Below are 19,006 nucleotides of genomic sequence, written 5' to 3' on the forward strand. Positions count from 1 at the left end.
AATGTATTATATCGAATTTAAATAAGAATAACAATTGAAACCATATATATTCTAAACCATATTTATTCTTAAGAATATTACCATAGATATATAAATACTTATGTATTATTAAAAATATGCACAAAAAAATGCATATTAAGATGAATTTTTTTGTGAATAACATATATTTTTAATTAAATTTAGCTTTAATAATTATATACAATTTTAATTAGAATTTATATAAAACGAATAATATTTTTTATAAATATGGATAAGTTAAAATAGAGATTAACTTATTCTTAAGGAGGCTTTAATATGAACAATAATTCTAGTAAATTATCTAAAAAAAATGCATCTGATCCAACAACACGAAATTATGCTAAGCAAGTTAAAAATAAAGCAAATGAAGATAGCCCATATGAAGAGAATGAACCTTCTCATCGTACTACTTTTAAATAATGAAAATTTCAACAACAAAAAATAACCTCTTTTAAACAGAGCGGTTATTTTTTGTTCTATACTTTTTAATTTATAAATATCATGTTAATCTAATAGTTATTATCAAATTAAAGTATCTTCCTTTAATAAATTATATAACGTTGGATTAAAGTTAAATTGTTTCATTAAATTTTTAACTTCAGTTAAAGCTTTTTGTTTTTTCTCTTTAGATATATTGTTTTTTGATGCTCTAATTAATATATTTTTAGGAGAGTGTGCTATATCTATAAATTCTAGAAGTTGAGTTTTATATCCTACACTTTCTAAAAGATTTGCACGAACTGAATCTGTCATAAGAGCTGCAATTCTTTCTTGTACTATTCCATACTTAGTTAATATAGATAATGCTTCAGTTTTCATTTGCTGATTAAATTCATGCTGACAGCAAGGAACCGAAAAAATCATTTTAGCATTCCACTTTATAGCATTATATAAAGCATAATCAGTAGCAGTATCACATGCGTGCAATGTAATTATCATATCAACTTTATTGCTGTATTTAAATCCATTGATATCTCCAAGTTCAAAATGCAAATTTTCATAATTATAATGTTCAGCTATATCATTACATTTTTTAATAACATCAACTTTAAGATCTAACCCTATCATCTTTACTTTAATCTTTTTTATTTTAACAAAATAATAATATAATACAAAGGTTAAATAAGATTTTCCACAACCAAAATCTAAAATAGTAAGTTCTTTAAAATCATTTTTTTTAATTTCATCATCAATAATTTCTACGAATCTATTAATTTGTTTATATTTATCATATTTTGAATTGATTACCTTTCCTTCTTTTGTGAATATTCCTAAATCTATAAGAGGTTCAATAATCATACCTTCTCTTAAAATATAATTTTTTCCTTTGTTATGATCTTTGTTTGTAAGTTTTACATTATCACTTTTTTTCTTACTTAATAAAACCTTACCTTTTTTAGATATTTTCACGTTAAAAGTAGCAGTATTTGACCAAGCTGAAATTTGTTTATAGTTTGAAGCTGTATATTCTAGAACTTTTTTTTCTAATATATCTATACTAATATTTTCATGAAATACCTGCTTATCAGTGAATTTTTCTATTTGATAATATTGTTTATTATTATTTTCTTTAAGTATAAATATTATTTTATTATATTCAACATTATTATTAATCTTATTACTTATAACTAATTTTATGATATCTTTTTTTATTATTTCAGCAATTGCTTTTTCTAATTCTTCCATTTTTCAACACACCTTATTGTTTATTTTTAAATTAAATGAATACACATAATAATACCATTATATATACTCATTTAACAAATTTAAACTCTTTTTTTATTGTATAAGAAATTATAGATTTTTAATCAATGAAAATTAAATATAGTAGTAAAATAAAAATTTATAATGATTATACTATATTCCGAAGTATTCACGTATTGCTCCTAGCTCCTGCCTTTAACTTTACTCCAAAGCTTGTATATGCATATTTGATATTATTTAATATTTATACATATTATAAAATCTCCTAGGCATAATAAATATGAAAGGTAATTTTAGAAATGAGAGAATTTATAGCTATATTATTAGTTTTATTATGTTTTTTCTAATCTAACACTAACAGATCCTAGCCCAATAAAGACTTGTCTTCTTTAATTTTATTTATTTCATTTTTTACTCTTACCAATTTTCCCTATGTTTCTAATTTTTAAATACTATATTTTCCCATAAACTGTAATGTCATTATTTTTCAATTATATTGTTTTTATCCAATCCATTTTCTACAAGAATACTATATAGTGCCCCATCTGCTTTCATATCATTAATTGTTTTATTTAATGCATCTAACAGGAAAATATCATTTTTTTTAACTGCTATTCCAATGCCTCCTTGTAATTCAGGAGTATAGTCTTTTAACAGTCTTAATAATGGTTCTTTTTCCTTTATTAAATAATAGTCTACAATAATAGAATCAGCTAACCCTGCATCAATTTCTCCGTTACTTATAGCGCTAAATAATTCAATTGTACTTTCTAAAACCACCACTTCCTTTATTGCGTTATTTTCCTTCCATTTTTTAGCTAAGTCTTCAAATATTGTTCCTTTCTCTACTCCAACTACTGAATTTTTCAAATCATTCATAAAATTGATTTTTGAAAATCTTGGTACAATAACAGCTTCTGTTTCTTTATATAATGGTCTAGTGAATGATACCAGCTTTTGTCTTTCAGGAGTTATAAATATACCTCCAACGGCTATATCTACACTATCATCATTATTAAGTTTTTCTAATAAATTTGCAAATGTTGCTTCCTTAATTTCAACTTCCTTAATTTTAAGTCGTCTTGCAATTTCAGTTACGATATCAGCATCAATTCCATTTATCTCATTTGTTTCAGAATTTTTGAAAAAAAATGGTGTTTCCCTTGGTGGTCCAGCAACAGTTATTACCCCTTTTTCTTTTATTATTTCCAATCTATCTTTTTCTATTGAATTATTCGCTATCGTAGTGCCCCTATTACATATCTCACATCCAATTATTGTTCTAATAAGATTTATAATAACAATTAAAATGAATATTTTTTTCATAAATAGAAATCTCCTTTAAAATGATAAACATTTTTTGTAGTTATTGTTTGGAATTTAAATTTAAATTATTCAAGCTTGAAAAAAATTAAAATTCATCAATTATAATTAGAATAAGTTTTCTATTTATACATAATATAAATCAAGCTATCATAACATGGAGGTTTAAGATGAAACTATAAAAAAAATAATCATTATTATGATTACATTTATGGTAATTACTACATTAATATGTACTATTCAAAATAATCTTTATATTAGTTCAATTAATGCTATAGGAAATCCACCCAAGGTTGGTGTGCTATTATTTAATTTTAATGATCCAAACATTTCATTCATTAAACAAAACCTAGAAAATATTGAAAAAGAAAATCCCGATAAAGTTAGATTGTCCTTTTATGATGCAAAGGACAATCAAGCCATACAAAATGCAGATATAGATAACTTAATTAATAATAATGTTGACCTTTTATTAGTAAATTTGGTTGATACAAAACAAAGTACTATATTAAACATTATCAATAAAGCGAATTCAAAAAATATACCACTAATCTTCTTTAATACAGAATTACCAATACCTACAAATAAAGCTTTCGGAAAAGTTGTTATTATAGCAACTGATTCTAAACTTTCAGGTATTATGCAAGGTAAAATTCTTGTAGATTCATGGAATAATAATAAAGTCATAGATAAAAATAATGATAACGTATTGCAATATATAATGTTACAAGGTAAAACTAATAATCCGGCTGCAATTAACAGAACTATTCATTCTATTTCAACACTTAATGATAATGGCATAAAAACTGAAGAACTTGCATTAAAAATTTGTAATTGGGATCGAGCTTGTGCCAAAGATTCAATTAATTCATTATTTCTTAAATATGGTGGGAAAATAGAAGCAATAATTGCAAATAATGATGCTATGGCAATAGGTGCTATTGAAGCACTACAAGCCTATGGCTACAACAAAGGGGATAAAACAAAAACTATTCCAGTTGTTGGAGTTGACGCCATCCCAGAAGCACGGGAACTAATTACTAAAGGCTTTATGACAAGTACTGTTATTCAAGATCCTAAAGACTTTGCTAATGCACTTTATTCTGTTGGCATAAATTTAATTTACAATAGAGATCCACTTGAAGGTACAAATTATAAATTTAATACAGAAGGTATGATTGAGATACCTTATCATGAATATACACCTTAAAGCAAATATGGATTAATCTTCACCATTTAAAACATATTTACATAAGCTCTTCTATGGAGATATCAAAGGTGTCAAAATACATGCACAACATAGTCTATTTATTCAAAATTGCTCTAACTATAATTCTGATATTTCAGAAACTTATCGGTCTTTATCTAAATTGATTTACAAATTACTTAGAAAAATACCGCATATATAGTTAATTACTAAATAATGCGGTATTTTTAAATTTATTATTTATTTTTTGTTAAGGCTCTTTTTTGATATATATAATTTCTTGTTATTATCTAATCCAGCATAAAATACATCTGAACTCTCCTTTATATTTTTTTTATTAAGTTCAGATTTTAGCCATTCCTTATCCAGTCCAGCACTTCTCAGATTTTCTTCTATTATGGTTCCATCAATTATTATGTCCTTTTCAAGACCTGAACTAGTTACTTTCACTTTTATATTATAAGGTGTAAGTGGCTTTTTATCAGCTTTAGGTAATACTGATAATTGCCCATCTGTTTCCATAATTGCAAATTCTACATCTGCCAGACTAAATGCACTTTTTTCTCTTAACTTCATTTTTAATTCATTAATTGTTAATTTAGTTTTTTTCATATTCTTGTCAACAATATTGCCATTTTCAACAAGTGTAACTGGTTCTGAATTTATTAATTTTCCGATTGTAACACTTTTCATACTTAAGTATCCAGTTACAATGGTGAGAATAGAAAATAATATTAAAGCAGTTGTAGCTGATATTGATGGAAATTCCTTATCAATAATTGCATTAGCAACTATTGATCCCATTGAAACTCCCATAATAAAATCGAAAAAGTTCATTTGTGATATGAGTTTTCGTCCAATGTTCCTAGTTAAGAATATTGCTAGAATATATATTCCAACACCTTTTATTATTGTAATCAGCAAAACTTTTTCCATGTATTTAATCTCTCCTTTTATACCTTATTAAAATTTCATTTATAAATGCTATTATCTGCATTTGATTATTTTATATTCATTCACAGATCAATGTTTTTTAGATAGATTTAGAAAATTTTATTTGTTAAATAGGAGCTCAATATTTTGTAAATATCGCAGTACTCATTTTTCTGTTTTAATTTACATTAGAAATAGAATTTACAAATCTTAATTTCTTGTGAATTTAATAGCATGACTTAAAGGGCTATAGAGTTTCATAGCCCTTTAAATATAAAAATATATTTTATTTTTGTAGAAATTTTTAGATTAATATATTTAGAATCAAATATAATATTACTTATAAACCAAAGAATAGAGGTATACAATAGATAATATTCTATATAAGTAATCTTAGTAAATTGAAAGAGACTTTTGACGAATTAAACTTTAACTATTTTTAAAATTTAATATCATAACTAAAACAATTGATTTTATATATATATTCCTTTATTGAGCATACATTTATAATCATCCCAAGAAACATACTTACCGCCCATAGTTTCTAGATGTTCTGTGTGCATTTGACAATCTATAAATATAAAATTTTCATCAGCTAATTTTTCTGCTAATTTAATTAATGCTATTTTAGATGCATTGCTTACTTTAGAAAACATACTTTCTCCAAAAAAACACTTTCCTATTTTGACTCCATATAGTCCTCCTACTAATTCTTCACCAACATATGTTTCTACACTCATTGCATAATCATGTTTAAATAGATTTATATATGCATTTTTCATATCACCAGTGATCCAAGTACCTTCACCAGCAATTTCCCTCAAAGAAGAACAATTATTTATTACATTTTCAAAATCATTATTGAAAGTTACTTTAAATTTATCTTTTCTAATGATTTTTTTCATTGATTTAGAAATTTTAACTTCATTAGGTTGAATAATAAATCTAGGTTTAGGACACCACCAAAGAATTGGCTCTCCTTTGTTGTACCAAGGAAATATACCATTGCAATAAGCTACAATTAATCTTTCTAAAGATAAATCTCCTCCAATTGCCAAAAGACCATCTTCTTCAGAAAACTCTGGTTTTGGAAAGATAATTTCTTTAGTCAATTTAAATATTGGCATTCTGTTCACTTCCTTACATACTAAGTTTATTTAATAACTATTTTAGCATATTAGATTAACATATAGATATACAAAAAACTTAAAGCAGAAAAATTCTACTTTAAGTTTTTCGTTTAAATATTTATTACTCTTACTTAGAAAACATTACTTTTCAACATTACTCATTACTTCAGTTAAATTATAGTTTTTAGGAATTTCTTTTGATTTAATACCATCAGCAGGAACGCCTTTAAATCCAAATGAAATATTCTTTCCTGATTGAATATTAGCATTATATGATTTAGCTTTAATTACATAATGCTCTCCTTCATGATTTAAAATTTCAGCATTCCATATCGATTTAATATTATCTTTATAATCAAATTCGATAACCCAATCTTCTATAGGTGTGCTACTATTATTATTAATTTCGAGTTTAGCATTAAAACCATTATCCCATTCACTATCTTTAGAAAAATATACTTTATATTTATCTTCATTAACAGCTTGAATGGCTGACACCATAGAATAGTTTGTAAATTCTGGAGGATTTTCTCCTTCATATGAAGCTATAAAACCGAATTCAACTGCTGCACCTGTAGTAATATCTTGTGGCCAGCCAGAATTTTTTATTATATAACTATTTCCAGTATTAGATGCTATTGAAGCATTCCAAATTTGAGTGATTTTCCCTTTGAAATCAGTTTTTAATGCCCAATTACTAATTGTTTTACCACTTGTATTAGTTAATTTTATGGTTGATTTAACTTGGTTGCCCCATTCTTCATTAACTTTATAATCAACTGAAATAATATTATCTTCTATTGGTTTTGATTCGGATGATACCTCTTCATTATAAAGAGCTTCTACTTGTTGATCTGTTAATGCAGTATCATAAATAGATACGTTATCAAATTTTGCTGAAGCTATATCTGCATCACTCCAAATATTTCCACTTCCAACGCTAACATCTGTCATATTTGAAAGGAAATTATTTGAAAAACATGCTGTTAAATCTTTTTTAACACTGTTAACTTCATTCCCATCTACATATACAGAAATACCTTCTGAATTTACTGTATATGTAATGTATTGCCACGTATTCCCTGTTAATGGTTTTGAAATTTCGGTTGCATCTGCATATGCTCCATTAGCATTAATTCTAGAGTATAAGTTTGCACTTATTCTTGTAACAGGATATTTGCTACCGCCATTTGCTTCAAATAACGCACTATGTTCAAAATAATTAGGATCTGTAATATCTACGTTTACCCACATCCCAACTGTATAACCCTTATTTGTAATTTCACTAAGTGTGTCATTTGGTAAAGCTAAGTAGTTTGCTTTTATAGCTCCCTTTTCATTTTTTATGCTAAGTACCTTACCTCTATTTTTATCCTCTAAAACAGAAGCTGATCCTATTAAAGTTGATTTTCCATCTTTACTTCCACTGTTCACAACTTCATTTGATCCATTTATTGTATCAAAATCATATTTATAAATTGGTGTAATATTAATTTTATCTAATTTTCCCTTAACTAGAACATTAAATGTTTTAGTATAACTTTCTTTGCCTTTAGATATTTTTGCTGTAAGTGTTATATTTTCATCATTTTTAGTACGATTTACTATTCCTTTATTACTAAGAATACTTGGAGAATTTGAATACCATGAAATTATTGTATCATATGCACCTGTTGTAGGTAATGTTATATTTGTTTTTGTACTAGTTGGAATTTTATTTTCTAAAGCATTTGCAGCATACTTCACTGCTTCACTATCTTTTAAATCAAGCTTACTTCCCCAAATACACTCATTATTGCTGCCTACAGCAGTGAATGTCATCACTTTTGACGTCTTTTTAGATTCATCTTGTTGTTTAAAGAATATTCCTTTATAAGTTACTCCATCAATAGTTATATTCGTGTAATACGAACCATCTTTCATACTCCAAGTACCAGTCACATCACCAGTTACTGTGTAATCATCATTTAGTTTTACAGTGAGTGTATCTAACATTGCAGAACTATTAGCATTACCATGATTAATAAATTGATAATAACCAACCATTTCATTCTTTGAGTAACCATTTTTAGAAATTTTATCACCACTATATTCATATGGTGCTACTACTGGCCATCCCTCTTCATTTATAAACATTTGGTGAACTCTAACTTGATGTTCCTCTGTACCTCCATTAAATCTTGTATGATAAACAAGGTACATTTGACCATCAGAATCAATAAATGATGAATTATGTCCAGCAGCTTTATATCCTACATCTAGACAATCTAACTTATAGTTACCAATAAGTTTTATACCACAATAAGCATTATCTACATTACCTGACAAAACAGCATTATTTCCAGCTGCATCTAAATAAGGACCATTAGGATTTTTCGATCTAAACATTCTAATGTTATATCCACCATTTGCAGCTAAACCAGCATAAGATTGATATAAATAATAATATCCTGTTGCATCATCATAAACAATTTCTGCCCCTTCTCCTGATTTTGTATATCCACCAGATATTCTAGTTCCAAAATATCTATCAGTTATATTACTTGTATCAGTATTAGCATCTTTTCCAGGATATATAGGAGCACCTGTTTTTTTATCAATTTCTAGAATATATGTTCCACCAGACCAAGAACCATAGTTCATCCAAAGTGTTCCATCTTTATCATAAAATAATTCTGGATCTATAGCATTTGGAGCATAGCTTGTATTATATACTCCTGCACTTGTAAACCATTTCGAATTTGGTTCTGTTAATGTACCATTATCTATAAGCTTCTTAATATTAGTATTTATATAATTAGTGTTTTTACTACTTCCATCATCATGGGCATCACCTTTAGTAAATCCTGAATATATGATTGTATCTACATAAGTATATGGGCCTTCTATATTTTGAGATACTGCATAGCCTATAGCAGAACGTTTGTAAGTTGACGATGTGCAATAATACATCATATATGCGCCTACTTTTCCATCCTTATTTATATAATCCTTATTCCAAATAACACTAGGTGCCCATACAGAATAACCTCCTTTGGAATCTGAATCGTTTTCACCAGCCCAAGCAAAAGAACCAGCTAAGTTTTTAGATAAATCTCCAAATATCACATTATTAGGTGTGTTATAACTGTTGGTAAATTTGGTCCAATTTTGTAAATCTGTAGATTTTGCTGCTTCTATATGAGAGCCGAATACATAATATGAATTGTTATCCTTTACAATAGAAGGATCATGTACAGATACACGCTCTTTAGCTTCTATTGATATGTTTTTATCACTACTTGTTGTTACAGTTTGTCCATTTTGACTCGTTTCCTCAGCAAAGACAGTATTAGTTCCACTCAAACTAGTAATTATTAATCCAGCCATCAAACACGATATGATCTTTTTTATTTTTTTTCTTTTCATAAAGACATCCTCTCTTTTTTTAATTCTATAATCACCTTGAATTAAAGTTGATTATTTTATAGAATATTAAATTAATTTAGATTAATTTAATATAAATTATATTATTATAATCACATAAAATCAACTATTATTTTCCTATTTATTAGGATATTTTTAGAAAAATTTATAATTACTTAGATTTTTTTATTAGTATTATATTATAATTGTTTTAAATCACTAATTTTATTCGAATATAAATATAGAGAATTTAAAATATTATTTATAAATATTTAAACTAAAAGAAAATAATCCACAATAATTTCAATTATCGTGGATTTTGTGTTGGAATCAGAATCTTACCTATAAAGTTTATTAACATTATGTACTTATACAATAAAATTTTTTAATAATTTTATATAAATATACTTTTATTCACCATACTTTTTACTGTATTTCACGTGTACTTTTATATTAGGATGTTTTTTACAAAATTGACTAATTACATAATAGCAACTTGGACAGGGTTCCCATTTACTATATAAAACAAGATTACCTTGGTCTTTCAAGATATTAGTATCTATTTGTTTATGTATTTCTTCAAATATTTTTTTTTCACTATCATTAATTCTGTTATATCCTATACCCAATTTGCCTAATTTATTAACTTTACTACTCTTAAAAACTGCTGTTTCTTGTGGTGGACTGCAATAATTTGGTATGTCAGTACTACCACTTATTGCTTTAAACTCCTTATTATCATATATTGCTAGCGCTATATTTATAGAGCCCTGCAAAGTTTTACTTTGATTTATTCTAAAGATTGCTTCTTCTTGAACCTTCATATATTTATTTATATTTTTTGTTAATCTCTGAATTCTTGGTATATTATTTTTTAAATGTTCATGATATTCTACAGTACCTTTCTTTGCAGGAATATAATGATAATTTATATGCTTAGGTATTTCAATAGATATTGTTTTTATTTGTGTTTGGGCGTTATATTTTTCCTTCACGCTTTCTTTTTCAATGAGAAGTATTTTTTTTAACAATTCAATATCCTTTGCATAAAGATATTCTTTATTTATTTCTTTTTCTAAATTTTTTAATTTTAATTTCTCTTCTTCATTTATTATTGTTGAAATATTTATTTTCATTTCTTCTATGGAATTTGTAATTTCATCAACATTTTCTTGAATTCTTGGCTCTCGTTCATATTCAATTCTATCTATATTTAATTTTTCTACTTTACTTATTTTTTTCCATAATCTTTTATGTTCATTTTCCAATAGTATCATCTTTTCTATGTAGTCCATAAAATCCTTACTATCATTTGATCTATATGTAATGTTAGTGTTATTAATGTTTTTATATAACCACTCTATAACACCACTATCTACTTGAAAAATCTTTGTAATTGCTTCTTTAAATTTTTCTTCATCAAATTCGTTTATTTTATAGCCTTCATTTTTTAATGCAACTTTAAAATCATTTATATTATTAATTTTTATTCGTGCTTTTTTTCTTTTCTTTAAGGTCATGCTTATTTGTTTCATATTTACCTCTTGTGCTTAATATTTATGACAAGTTTTTGCCCCATTCATTTATAACTACTAATGCTGGCATCAAATCTTGACATATATCTGTTAAAGAATATTCGACATGAGGTGGAAAGTTCTTAGTTGCATTTCGTGCTTTTTTTATATGTGTATACTCTACTCTCTTCACAAGACCATTTTTTTCTAAAGATTGTAAAGAGCGAGTCAGCATAATATTAGTAATTCCAGGGATACTTCTTTTAAGTTCATTATATCTTAGGCTTTTTTCAGCAGATAACCTCCAGATTATAGGAATTCTCCATTTACCGCCAATAATTTCAAGAGCATGAATAATAGGACATTTTTCATGACCAATATGCAATGTTTCTTTTAATTTATTTTCCATAAATAATACCTCCAATAGTAAGGCACAAAAATGTGCGTACTTGATATTTTGTTCCTAAATAAAATATACTAATAACATACCAAATAAAAAGTTGTGTGTAAATGAATAATAAAATGGGAGTGTGAAATTTTTGAAAAAATTATTTAAAGAATTTAATATTAAAAATGTAAAAATGAAAAATCGTATTTGTGTTCCTCCAATGGTGGTTGGATTTGCTAAAGATGGATATGTAGCACCTGAAAATATTGAACGTTATAAAAAGTTAGCACAAGGAGGAGCAGGACTAATAATTCAAGAAGCTACATGTATAAATGCTGATGGAAAACTATCAGAAAAGCAGCTTGGAATATGGAAAGATGATCAAATTGAAGGACTAAAAAAAATAGTTAATGCAGTTCATGAAGAAAACTGTCCAATTTTTATTCAAATTCATCATGCGGGAGTCGTTGGTATTTCAGAAAATCCAATATGTCCAAGTGCTTATGAATATAAAAATTCTGCTAGAACTGTAATTGGACGCGAAATGACTATAGAGGATATAAAATCTATACAAAATGATTATATTGAAGCTGCCAGAAGATCTTATGAAGCAGGATATGATGGTATTGAACTTCATGGTTGCCATGGTTATTTAATAAGTCAGTTTTTAAATAAAAGAGTAAATAAAAGAACTGATGAATATGGTAGCAATCCCGAAAAATTTGTAATAGAAATACTAGAAGGTATTAGAAAAGTAACACCAAAAGAATTTGTTGTTGGAATCCGTCTTGGAGGATTTGAACCAACAATAGAAGATGGATTACACTATGCTAAAGTATTAGAAAAAAATGGTATAGATTTCCTTGATATTTCTTATGGATTTTTTAGTGAGCAAGAAATGCATGTAACTGAAGGATATAAATTCTCTAATGCTGTTTATTCAGCAGAAAAAATAAAAGAAGAAGTTTCAGTTCCAGTATTTGCAGTTAACGGAATTTATGTAGCAGAAACAGCAGAAGAAATATTAAATGAAACAAATGTAGATATTGTAGACATTGGTAAAGGTGCTCTTATAAATCCTAATTGGGCAAATGCTGCTAAAGAAGGTAAAGACACAGGAAAATGTTTAAGCTGTGCAAAATGTATGTGGTTTGGCCAGTCTAAAGCTTGTCCAGGTAAAGTTATATTTGAGAAAAATAATGAACAAATATAATATATAACAAATAAAATAGTAATATTATATAATAAGCTCACGAAAATTCAAATCAAAATTTTATATTTAAATTTTCGTGAGTTTTATGATGAATATGAAGTACAACTTTGAATTCACCACTATAATATATTAATTAAGAATATGTTACAAAAATGTAAAAAATCCACGATAAATTTATCGCGGATTTAATGTTGTAAACATGTTGCCAATTTTATAAAATTACATCTCTATTACAATTTTTTGAATATATAATTTAACATTAGGTACTACATTACTTAAATCCATCCTTTGATATTAATTCAAACACCATTGGCTTAAACAGTGCTCTTATTTATAATAAGTCACTTGGATATTCAATGTTTACCATTCGTATTTGTTAATCAATTTATTATTATATCAAAATTAATTATAGTCTCTTATTCTAAACTTCCATAATATCCTGTTCTCTAAATAAGCTTAAAATAGCTTCATCATAATCGTATAATCTTTCTGATTTTCTGATTTTTTTTGCATATTTTGCATTATCAGAAAACATGGGCATCATATAAAACCATAATTCCTTCATTTTAAATAAGACATTCCTATCTCCAAAAAGTATTTTCTTATAATCTTCATAAATTTTATCATGGAAGTCTTTTAGTAATTTTTTTTCGAGTTTGGTATTATTTTCAATATCACTAATCAATCCAGGATTGGCTAATAATCCCCTACCAAGCATTAAAGTTTCTACACTAGAGAAATCGTTCGAAAACTCCCTATAATCTGTGACTGTACGAATATCACCATTATAGCAAACAGGATTTTTACTTAATGTTAAAGCGTCCTTAAAAATCTTCAGATTAGGCTTATTATTATAAAAATCTTTTTGAGTTCTAGGATGAATGATAAGTTCTTCTATAGGATATTTGTTAAATATTTCAATCAAATGATAAAATTCTTCTGGTTGGTCTTTTCCTATTCTAGTTTTTACTGAGATTTTTGTTGTCGCCTCTGAAAAAATTTCCTCAAAAAACAAATTAAGTTCTTCTGTTTTTGAAAGAAATCCTGATCCTTTATTTTTTGAAACTACAGTTCCAGAAGGACATCCCAAGTTTAAATTAATCTCATTATATCCAAATTGCTTTATTTTATTAGAAGTATGTATAAAATCTTTTGCATTATTTGTTAATAATTGTGGAATTAAAACTAGACCTTGGTTGTTTTCTGGTAAAATATCATTTAATTCCCGTGCCTTAAAACTGTTACTTTGATTTGCAACAATAAAAGGTGAAAAGTATTTATCTATATTATTAAAAAAGGTATTATGGGCATTTCTATAAATGTACCCCGTCAAACCTTCCATAGGAGCGAAATAAAAATTCATATATTTAAAATCCCCTTTATTCAAGTGATATTACTACAACTTAATTATTCAATTTTTTAGCCTCAGCCACTAACTTATACAAAGTATTCATAGCCTCCATAGGATTTAAACTTAAAATATCTACTTCACTTATTTCCTTCAGAAATGCTTCTTTTTCAATAAAAGTAAAATCTAATTGCATATTGTTAAAAGCTTCTTTATGTTTATGTTTCTTTTGCGTATTTTCTTCTTTAATCACATCTTTTGCATAATGCTTATTTTCTAAACTACTATGATTATTATTATCAAGAGTATTTTCAGATTTAATTTCTTCTGTATATTCACTCACTGTTTCTGAGACTTTTTGAGTAAAAGTAACCTCATTAGTAAAATTGTTATCAATAGCAACTTCTCGTTCTTTAAATTCATTATTTTCAATCTGGGTTACCTTATGTATATCAAAGCTATTTTCCCCTTCTATACTTAGGAGTATTTCTCTAGCTCTTTCTATTACTGCATCTGGAAGGCCTGCAAGCTTTGCAACTTCTATACCATAAGATTCATCTGCACCGCCTTCAACTATTTTTCTTAAAAAGATTACACTGTCTTTCATCTTCTTAACTGCTACAGAATAGTTTTTAACACCAGGTAAGATTCCTTCAAGTTTTACTAATTCATGATAATGAGTTGCGAACAATGTTTTACATCTTAATTTATCATTTCCAGTTATATATTCAATAACTGACCAAGCTATTGAAAGACCATCATATGTTGAAGTCCCTCTACCTACTTCATCTAATAAAACTAGACTCTTAGAGGTTGCATTTTTTAATATGTTAGATACTTCCCACATTTCAACCATAAAGGTTGATTTACCACCTGCTAAATCATCTGAAGCACCAATCCTAGTGAATATTTTATCACAAATTGAAACATTAGCTGATGCTGCTGGTACAAAGGAACCTATTTGAGCCATTAAAGTAATAAGTGCTACTTGCCTCATATATGTAGATTTACCTGCCATGTTAGGACCTGTTATAAGTAATAATTCTTTATCAGTTTGATTTAACTTAGTATTGTTAGAAACAAACTCTCCTCTTCCTATTACCTTTTCAACAACTGGATGTCTTCCATCAGTTATTTCAATTACACCATCTTCATTAATTTCTGGTTTAACATAATCATTTTCAAGAGCTACTAAAGCTAAGGTAGATATTCCATCTAAATTTGAAATTATTTTAGCACTTTTCTTAAGTCTAGCAATTTCTTTTTCTATAATATCACGTATTTCAGTAAACAAACCATATTCTAAATTAATAAGCCTCTCCTCAGAGCCTAAGATTTTATCTTCCATTACCTTAAGTTCTTCTGTTATATATCTTTCAGCATTAGCTAAGGTTTGCTTTCTTACATATCTTCCTTCTGGAATAGAATCGTAATTTGATTTTGTGATTTCAATATAATAACCAAAAACTTTATTATAACCAACTTTTAAAGATTTAATTCCGGTAAATTCTCTTTCACGATTTTCCAGTGCTGCGATCCATTCTTTTCCGTGAAGTTTTGATTCTCTTAATTCATCAACTTCTGCATTGTATCCATTTTTAATTATGTTTCCTTCTTTTATGCTTAAAGATGGCTCTTCTTTAATTGACGCTTCTAATAATGCTCTTACATCATCTAATTCATCTAAGTTTTCATAATATTCCTTTAAAAGATCAGAATTTGCATATTTTAAAAGCTCTTTAACTGCTGGAATTTTATCTAATGAAGCTTTAAGTGATAACATATCCTTTGCATTTACATTTTTATTAGAAATTTTACCTACAATTCTTTCTATGTCATAAATTTCTTTTAAAGAACTTCTTAAATCTTCATTAAAACTTATAGAACTAAATGCTTCATTAACTCCACTTAATCTTTTTTCTATTTCTGATTTAATAATTAAAGGTTCTTCTATCCATTTTCTTAAGGTTCTTCCTCCCATAGATGTGGCACTTTTATCAAGAACCCATAAAAGAGATCCCTTTTTACTTTTTTCTCGTATACTTTCTGTAAGTTCTAAATTTCTTCTTGAGTTCCCATCTATAGTCATATAATTTATTATTTCATATTGTTCTAATAAATTTATATTTGTTAAACTCATCATTTGAGTTTCATATATGTACTTAAGCAATACTGAACTTGCAAGATCTCTTTCCTTAGTTAAACCTGCAACTTCTAAGTCTGAAAATTGTTCTAAAAGCTCTTCTTTTGTAACGAAAAATTCATTAAAATTCTTCTTAGATATAAATGCAGTGGTTACTCCTTTTATATCTTCTATAAGACTTTCACTTATATTTTCATCTAAAAGAATTTCTTTAGGAGAAACCTTTGAAATTTCATCTAATAAGCTTATTCTTATATTATCAAAAGAAGTTGTTTTAAATTCGCCAGTACTTATATCTGAAATTGCTATACCTATTTTTTCATCATTTTCATATATAGCCATTAAATAAGTATTATCATTTTCAAGGGTACTATTAGAATCTACAAAGGTTCCAGGTGTAATTATTTTTACAACTCCTCTTTTAACAATTCCTTTAGCTTCCTTTGGATCTTCAAGCTGTTCACAAATTGCAACTTTATATCCTTTATTAACAAGTCTTGGTACATAGGCAGCAGCAGCATGATGTGGAATCCCACACATAGGAGCTCTTTCTTCAAGTCCACAGTTTTTACCTGTAAGAACTAATTCAAGTTCGCGAGATACAGTAATTGCATCTTCAAAAAACATTTCATAAAAATCGCCTAATCTATAAAATAGAATACAATCGCTGTATTCTTCCTTAGTTTTCATGTATTCAACCATCATTGGCGTTAAAGCCATAACTAATTTCCTCCTTAAAATGTTCATTCATTTTCAGCTAAAAGTAACTTTTCTATAAATTAACTCGTTATACTATATAAAAATATATTTACAATATTCTTAAATACTGCATATTCTAATATAGTTTAACATATATATTTCAAACTATATATTCTTAAGAATATAGGTTAGGAATGCGGATTTAGAAGCTTGTTTTATAAAACTGATATAAATTTAACTAGCACAATACGTTAAATTATCTAAAAAAGTCCTAGAACAATTATAACAATTATTCTAGGACTTTTCATTAATATTTTTAAGCAAAGTCATTAAAAAAATGATTTTAGTTCTAAATCTTCAATTAAATGAAATTAGCTTACAATTTCATTCTGTAAATAATATTATTTTTATCTATGCTCTTACCTAGTTAAATTTATTACTGTTGCCTTAGGTCTAGACATAGATTCAATAGAATATCTTATTCCTTGTGTTCCTATTCCAGAAGCCTTAACACCAAGGAATGGGAAATGATCTGGTCCTCTTTCTGTTTTATTATTTACTTGAACTGTTCCTACATCTAATTTATCTGCTATATAAAAAGCATCATTTATATTTTCTGTAAATACAGCACTTTGTAATCCATATTCAGATTTATTGGCAATTTCTATAGCTTCATCTTTATCTCTCACTCTTATTATTGGGAGCACTGGACCGAATGGCTCTTCCCATGCAAGTCTCATATCTAAAGTTACATTATCAAAAAGTGTTGGATATATTAAATTCCCTTCTCTATTTCCACCTACAATTAAATTTGCACCTTTATCACTAGCATCTTTTATTAATTCACAGACAAAATCTGCTGCCTTAGAATTAATAAGTGGAACTATGTCTACATCTTTTTCTAATGGATTTCCAACTTTAAGATTATTCATTTTTTCTTTTACTTTTTCAACTAACTTATCAGCCACTTTATTTACCACTAAAATTCTTTTTACAGCTGTACATCTTTGACCAGAATATGAATAACCACCTGCAACTATATTACTTGCTGTAAGGTCTAAATCTGCATCTTCTAAAACTATAGCAGCATCTTTTCCACCAAGTTCCATTAATAGTGGAACCATACTAGTTATTCTAGAAATTTTAGTTCCAACTTCTGTACTTCCAGTAAAATTAATAAAGTTTACTCCAGGATGAGTAACAATATAGTCTCCGATTTCACTACCTTTACCTGTAATTGTATTTAATACTCCTTTTGGAATACCAGCTTCTTCAAAAACTCTTGCTAAATATAAGCCGCATAAACTTCCTTGAGTTGCAGGTTTTAATATAACAGAATTTCCAGCAACTATTGCTGGTGCTATTTTAGATGCTGATAAGTTTACTGGATAATTAAATGGTGATATTGCAAGAACAACTCCTAAAGGTTCTCTAGTTACAACAGAAATTTTATTTCTATTGAATCCAGGAAAAGAATCTCCTGGAATACTTTCTCCTGACATATTCTTGGCAGTATCTGCTGTAAATCTCATAAAATCAGCAGTTCTGGAAATTTCTGATTTTGAGCTTTTTTTATCTTTACCAATTTCTCTAATCATAATTTCTGTAAGTTCATCACTGTACTGAAGGAGTATATCAGCAGCTTTATATAATATTTCAGCTCTTTCGCTTACAGGAATACTCTTCCACTTTAATTGTGCTGCTTTTGAAGATTCAAATGCAAAGTCTACTTCTTCTTTTGCCATTGCGGGAATCTTGCCTATAAGTGAACCATCAATTGGAGAGGTTATTTCTATAAACTCTTCATTTTTGCTAATAATCCACTGACCATCTATTAAATTTCTAAATATATTATCTTCACATTGTATACAATTAAACATTTCCTCACCTCTATCAAATAAAAATTATCAAATAATATTAATTATTATTTGATACTATAATATACTATATTTTAAATTATATCTATAAAAAAATTAAATAT

General features: G+C 27.0%; 12 protein-coding genes and 1 pseudogene. 3 read left to right on the forward strand and 10 right to left on the reverse strand.

Features of this window, described 5'->3' with window-relative positions:
• Nucleotides 1-294: 294 nt before the first annotated feature.
• Nucleotides 295-438, forward strand: a complete 144-nt coding sequence (locus CLPUN_RS28055; protein ID WP_198944324.1) for a hypothetical protein — start codon at nucleotides 295-297, stop codon at nucleotides 436-438.
• 102 nt (nucleotides 439-540) lie between these two features.
• Here the strand turns inward: CLPUN_RS28055 and CLPUN_RS11670 are convergent, their stop codons facing one another.
• Nucleotides 541-1,704 carry a class I SAM-dependent methyltransferase gene (locus CLPUN_RS11670; RefSeq protein ID WP_077847450.1) on the reverse strand — a complete coding sequence of 388 codons (1,164 nt, stop codon included), beginning with the start codon at nucleotides 1,702-1,704 and terminating at the stop codon, nucleotides 541-543.
• Nucleotides 1,705-2,202: 498 nt separating this feature from the next.
• Nucleotides 2,203-3,048, reverse strand: a complete 846-nt coding sequence (locus CLPUN_RS11675; protein ID WP_077847451.1) for an ABC transporter substrate-binding protein — start codon at nucleotides 3,046-3,048, stop codon at nucleotides 2,203-2,205.
• Between the two features lie 196 nt (nucleotides 3,049-3,244).
• Between CLPUN_RS11675 and CLPUN_RS11680 the strand changes: the two genes are divergently transcribed.
• Nucleotides 3,245-4,255 (forward strand): galactose ABC transporter substrate-binding protein, encoded by a 1,011-nt coding sequence (locus CLPUN_RS11680; RefSeq protein WP_077847452.1) that lies wholly within the window; start codon nucleotides 3,245-3,247, stop codon nucleotides 4,253-4,255.
• 237 nt (nucleotides 4,256-4,492) lie between these two features.
• Here the strand turns inward: CLPUN_RS11680 and CLPUN_RS11685 are convergent, their stop codons facing one another.
• The 5 genes from CLPUN_RS11685 to CLPUN_RS11705 form a co-directional block, all read right to left on the reverse strand.
• Complete coding sequence (locus tag CLPUN_RS11685; RefSeq protein ID WP_077847453.1) at nucleotides 4,493-5,188, reverse strand: DUF421 domain-containing protein; 696 nt, start codon at nucleotides 5,186-5,188, stop codon at nucleotides 4,493-4,495.
• A gap of 470 nt (nucleotides 5,189-5,658) precedes the next feature.
• On the reverse strand, nucleotides 5,659-6,312 hold the full coding sequence (gene aat / locus CLPUN_RS11690) for a leucyl/phenylalanyl-tRNA--protein transferase (protein WP_077847454.1): 654 nt from the start codon (nucleotides 6,310-6,312) through the stop codon (nucleotides 5,659-5,661).
• A 144-nt stretch (nucleotides 6,313-6,456) separates the two neighbouring features.
• Entirely contained in the window at nucleotides 6,457-9,723 is a 3,267-nt protein-coding gene (locus tag CLPUN_RS11695; RefSeq protein WP_077847455.1) for a cellulose binding domain-containing protein, read from the reverse strand.
• A 407-nt stretch (nucleotides 9,724-10,130) separates the two neighbouring features.
• A complete protein-coding gene (locus CLPUN_RS11700) occupies nucleotides 10,131-11,255 on the reverse strand; it encodes a deaminase domain-containing protein (RefSeq protein ID WP_077847456.1) in 1,125 nt (374 codons plus the stop codon).
• A 22-nt stretch (nucleotides 11,256-11,277) separates the two neighbouring features.
• Nucleotides 11,278-11,643, reverse strand: a complete 366-nt coding sequence (locus CLPUN_RS11705; RefSeq protein WP_077847457.1) for a winged helix-turn-helix transcriptional regulator — start codon at nucleotides 11,641-11,643, stop codon at nucleotides 11,278-11,280.
• 130 nt (nucleotides 11,644-11,773) lie between these two features.
• On the opposite strand from CLPUN_RS11705, the gene CLPUN_RS11710 reads away from it, so the two are divergent.
• On the forward strand, nucleotides 11,774-12,835 hold the full coding sequence (locus tag CLPUN_RS11710) for an NADH:flavin oxidoreductase (protein WP_077847458.1): 1,062 nt from the start codon (nucleotides 11,774-11,776) through the stop codon (nucleotides 12,833-12,835).
• Nucleotides 12,836-13,256: 421 nt separating this feature from the next.
• Here the strand turns inward: CLPUN_RS11710 and CLPUN_RS11715 are convergent, their stop codons facing one another.
• The 3 genes and pseudogenes from CLPUN_RS11715 to CLPUN_RS11725 form a co-directional block, all read right to left on the reverse strand.
• Nucleotides 13,257-14,198, reverse strand: a complete 942-nt coding sequence (locus tag CLPUN_RS11715) for a tRNA dihydrouridine synthase (RefSeq protein WP_077847459.1) — start codon at nucleotides 14,196-14,198, stop codon at nucleotides 13,257-13,259.
• 423 nt (nucleotides 14,199-14,621) lie between these two features.
• Nucleotides 14,622-17,046 (reverse strand): annotated as a pseudogene (gene mutS / locus CLPUN_RS11720) (DNA mismatch repair protein MutS); the annotation flags it as partial.
• 398 nt (nucleotides 17,047-17,444) lie between these two features.
• Nucleotides 17,445-18,905, reverse strand: coding sequence for an NADP-dependent glyceraldehyde-3-phosphate dehydrogenase (locus CLPUN_RS11725; protein ID WP_077847461.1), 1,461 nt, complete (start codon nucleotides 18,903-18,905; stop codon nucleotides 17,445-17,447).
• Nucleotides 18,906-19,006: the final 101 nt, after the last annotated feature.

Source organism: Clostridium puniceum (assembly GCF_002006345.1).
GTDB classification, from domain to species: Bacteria; Bacillota; Clostridia; order Clostridiales; family Clostridiaceae; genus Clostridium; species Clostridium puniceum.

What these genes read in the sequence shown, in the direction of transcription:
- CLPUN_RS28055 (WP_198944324.1), top strand. Translation starts at nt 295, where the DNA reads ATGAACAATAATTCTAGTAAATTATCTAAAAAAAATGCATCTGATCCA.
- CLPUN_RS11670 (WP_077847450.1), bottom strand. Translation starts at nt 1,704, where the DNA reads ATGGAAGAATTAGAAAAAGCAATTGCTGAAATAATAAAAAAAGATATC.
- CLPUN_RS11675 (WP_077847451.1), bottom strand. Translation starts at nt 3,048, where the DNA reads ATGAAAAAAATATTCATTTTAATTGTTATTATAAATCTTATTAGAACA.
- CLPUN_RS11680 (WP_077847452.1), top strand. Translation starts at nt 3,245, where the DNA reads ATGATTACATTTATGGTAATTACTACATTAATATGTACTATTCAAAAT.
- CLPUN_RS11685 (WP_077847453.1), bottom strand. Translation starts at nt 5,188, where the DNA reads ATGGAAAAAGTTTTGCTGATTACAATAATAAAAGGTGTTGGAATATAT.
- aat (WP_077847454.1), bottom strand. Translation starts at nt 6,312, where the DNA reads ATGCCAATATTTAAATTGACTAAAGAAATTATCTTTCCAAAACCAGAG.
- CLPUN_RS11695 (WP_077847455.1), bottom strand. Translation starts at nt 9,723, where the DNA reads ATGAAAAGAAAAAAAATAAAAAAGATCATATCGTGTTTGATGGCTGGA.
- CLPUN_RS11700 (WP_077847456.1), bottom strand. Translation starts at nt 11,255, where the DNA reads ATGAAACAAATAAGCATGACCTTAAAGAAAAGAAAAAAAGCACGAATA.
- CLPUN_RS11705 (WP_077847457.1), bottom strand. Translation starts at nt 11,643, where the DNA reads ATGGAAAATAAATTAAAAGAAACATTGCATATTGGTCATGAAAAATGT.
- CLPUN_RS11715 (WP_077847459.1), bottom strand. Translation starts at nt 14,198, where the DNA reads ATGAATTTTTATTTCGCTCCTATGGAAGGTTTGACGGGGTACATTTAT.
- CLPUN_RS11725 (WP_077847461.1), bottom strand. Translation starts at nt 18,905, where the DNA reads ATGTTTAATTGTATACAATGTGAAGATAATATATTTAGAAATTTAATA.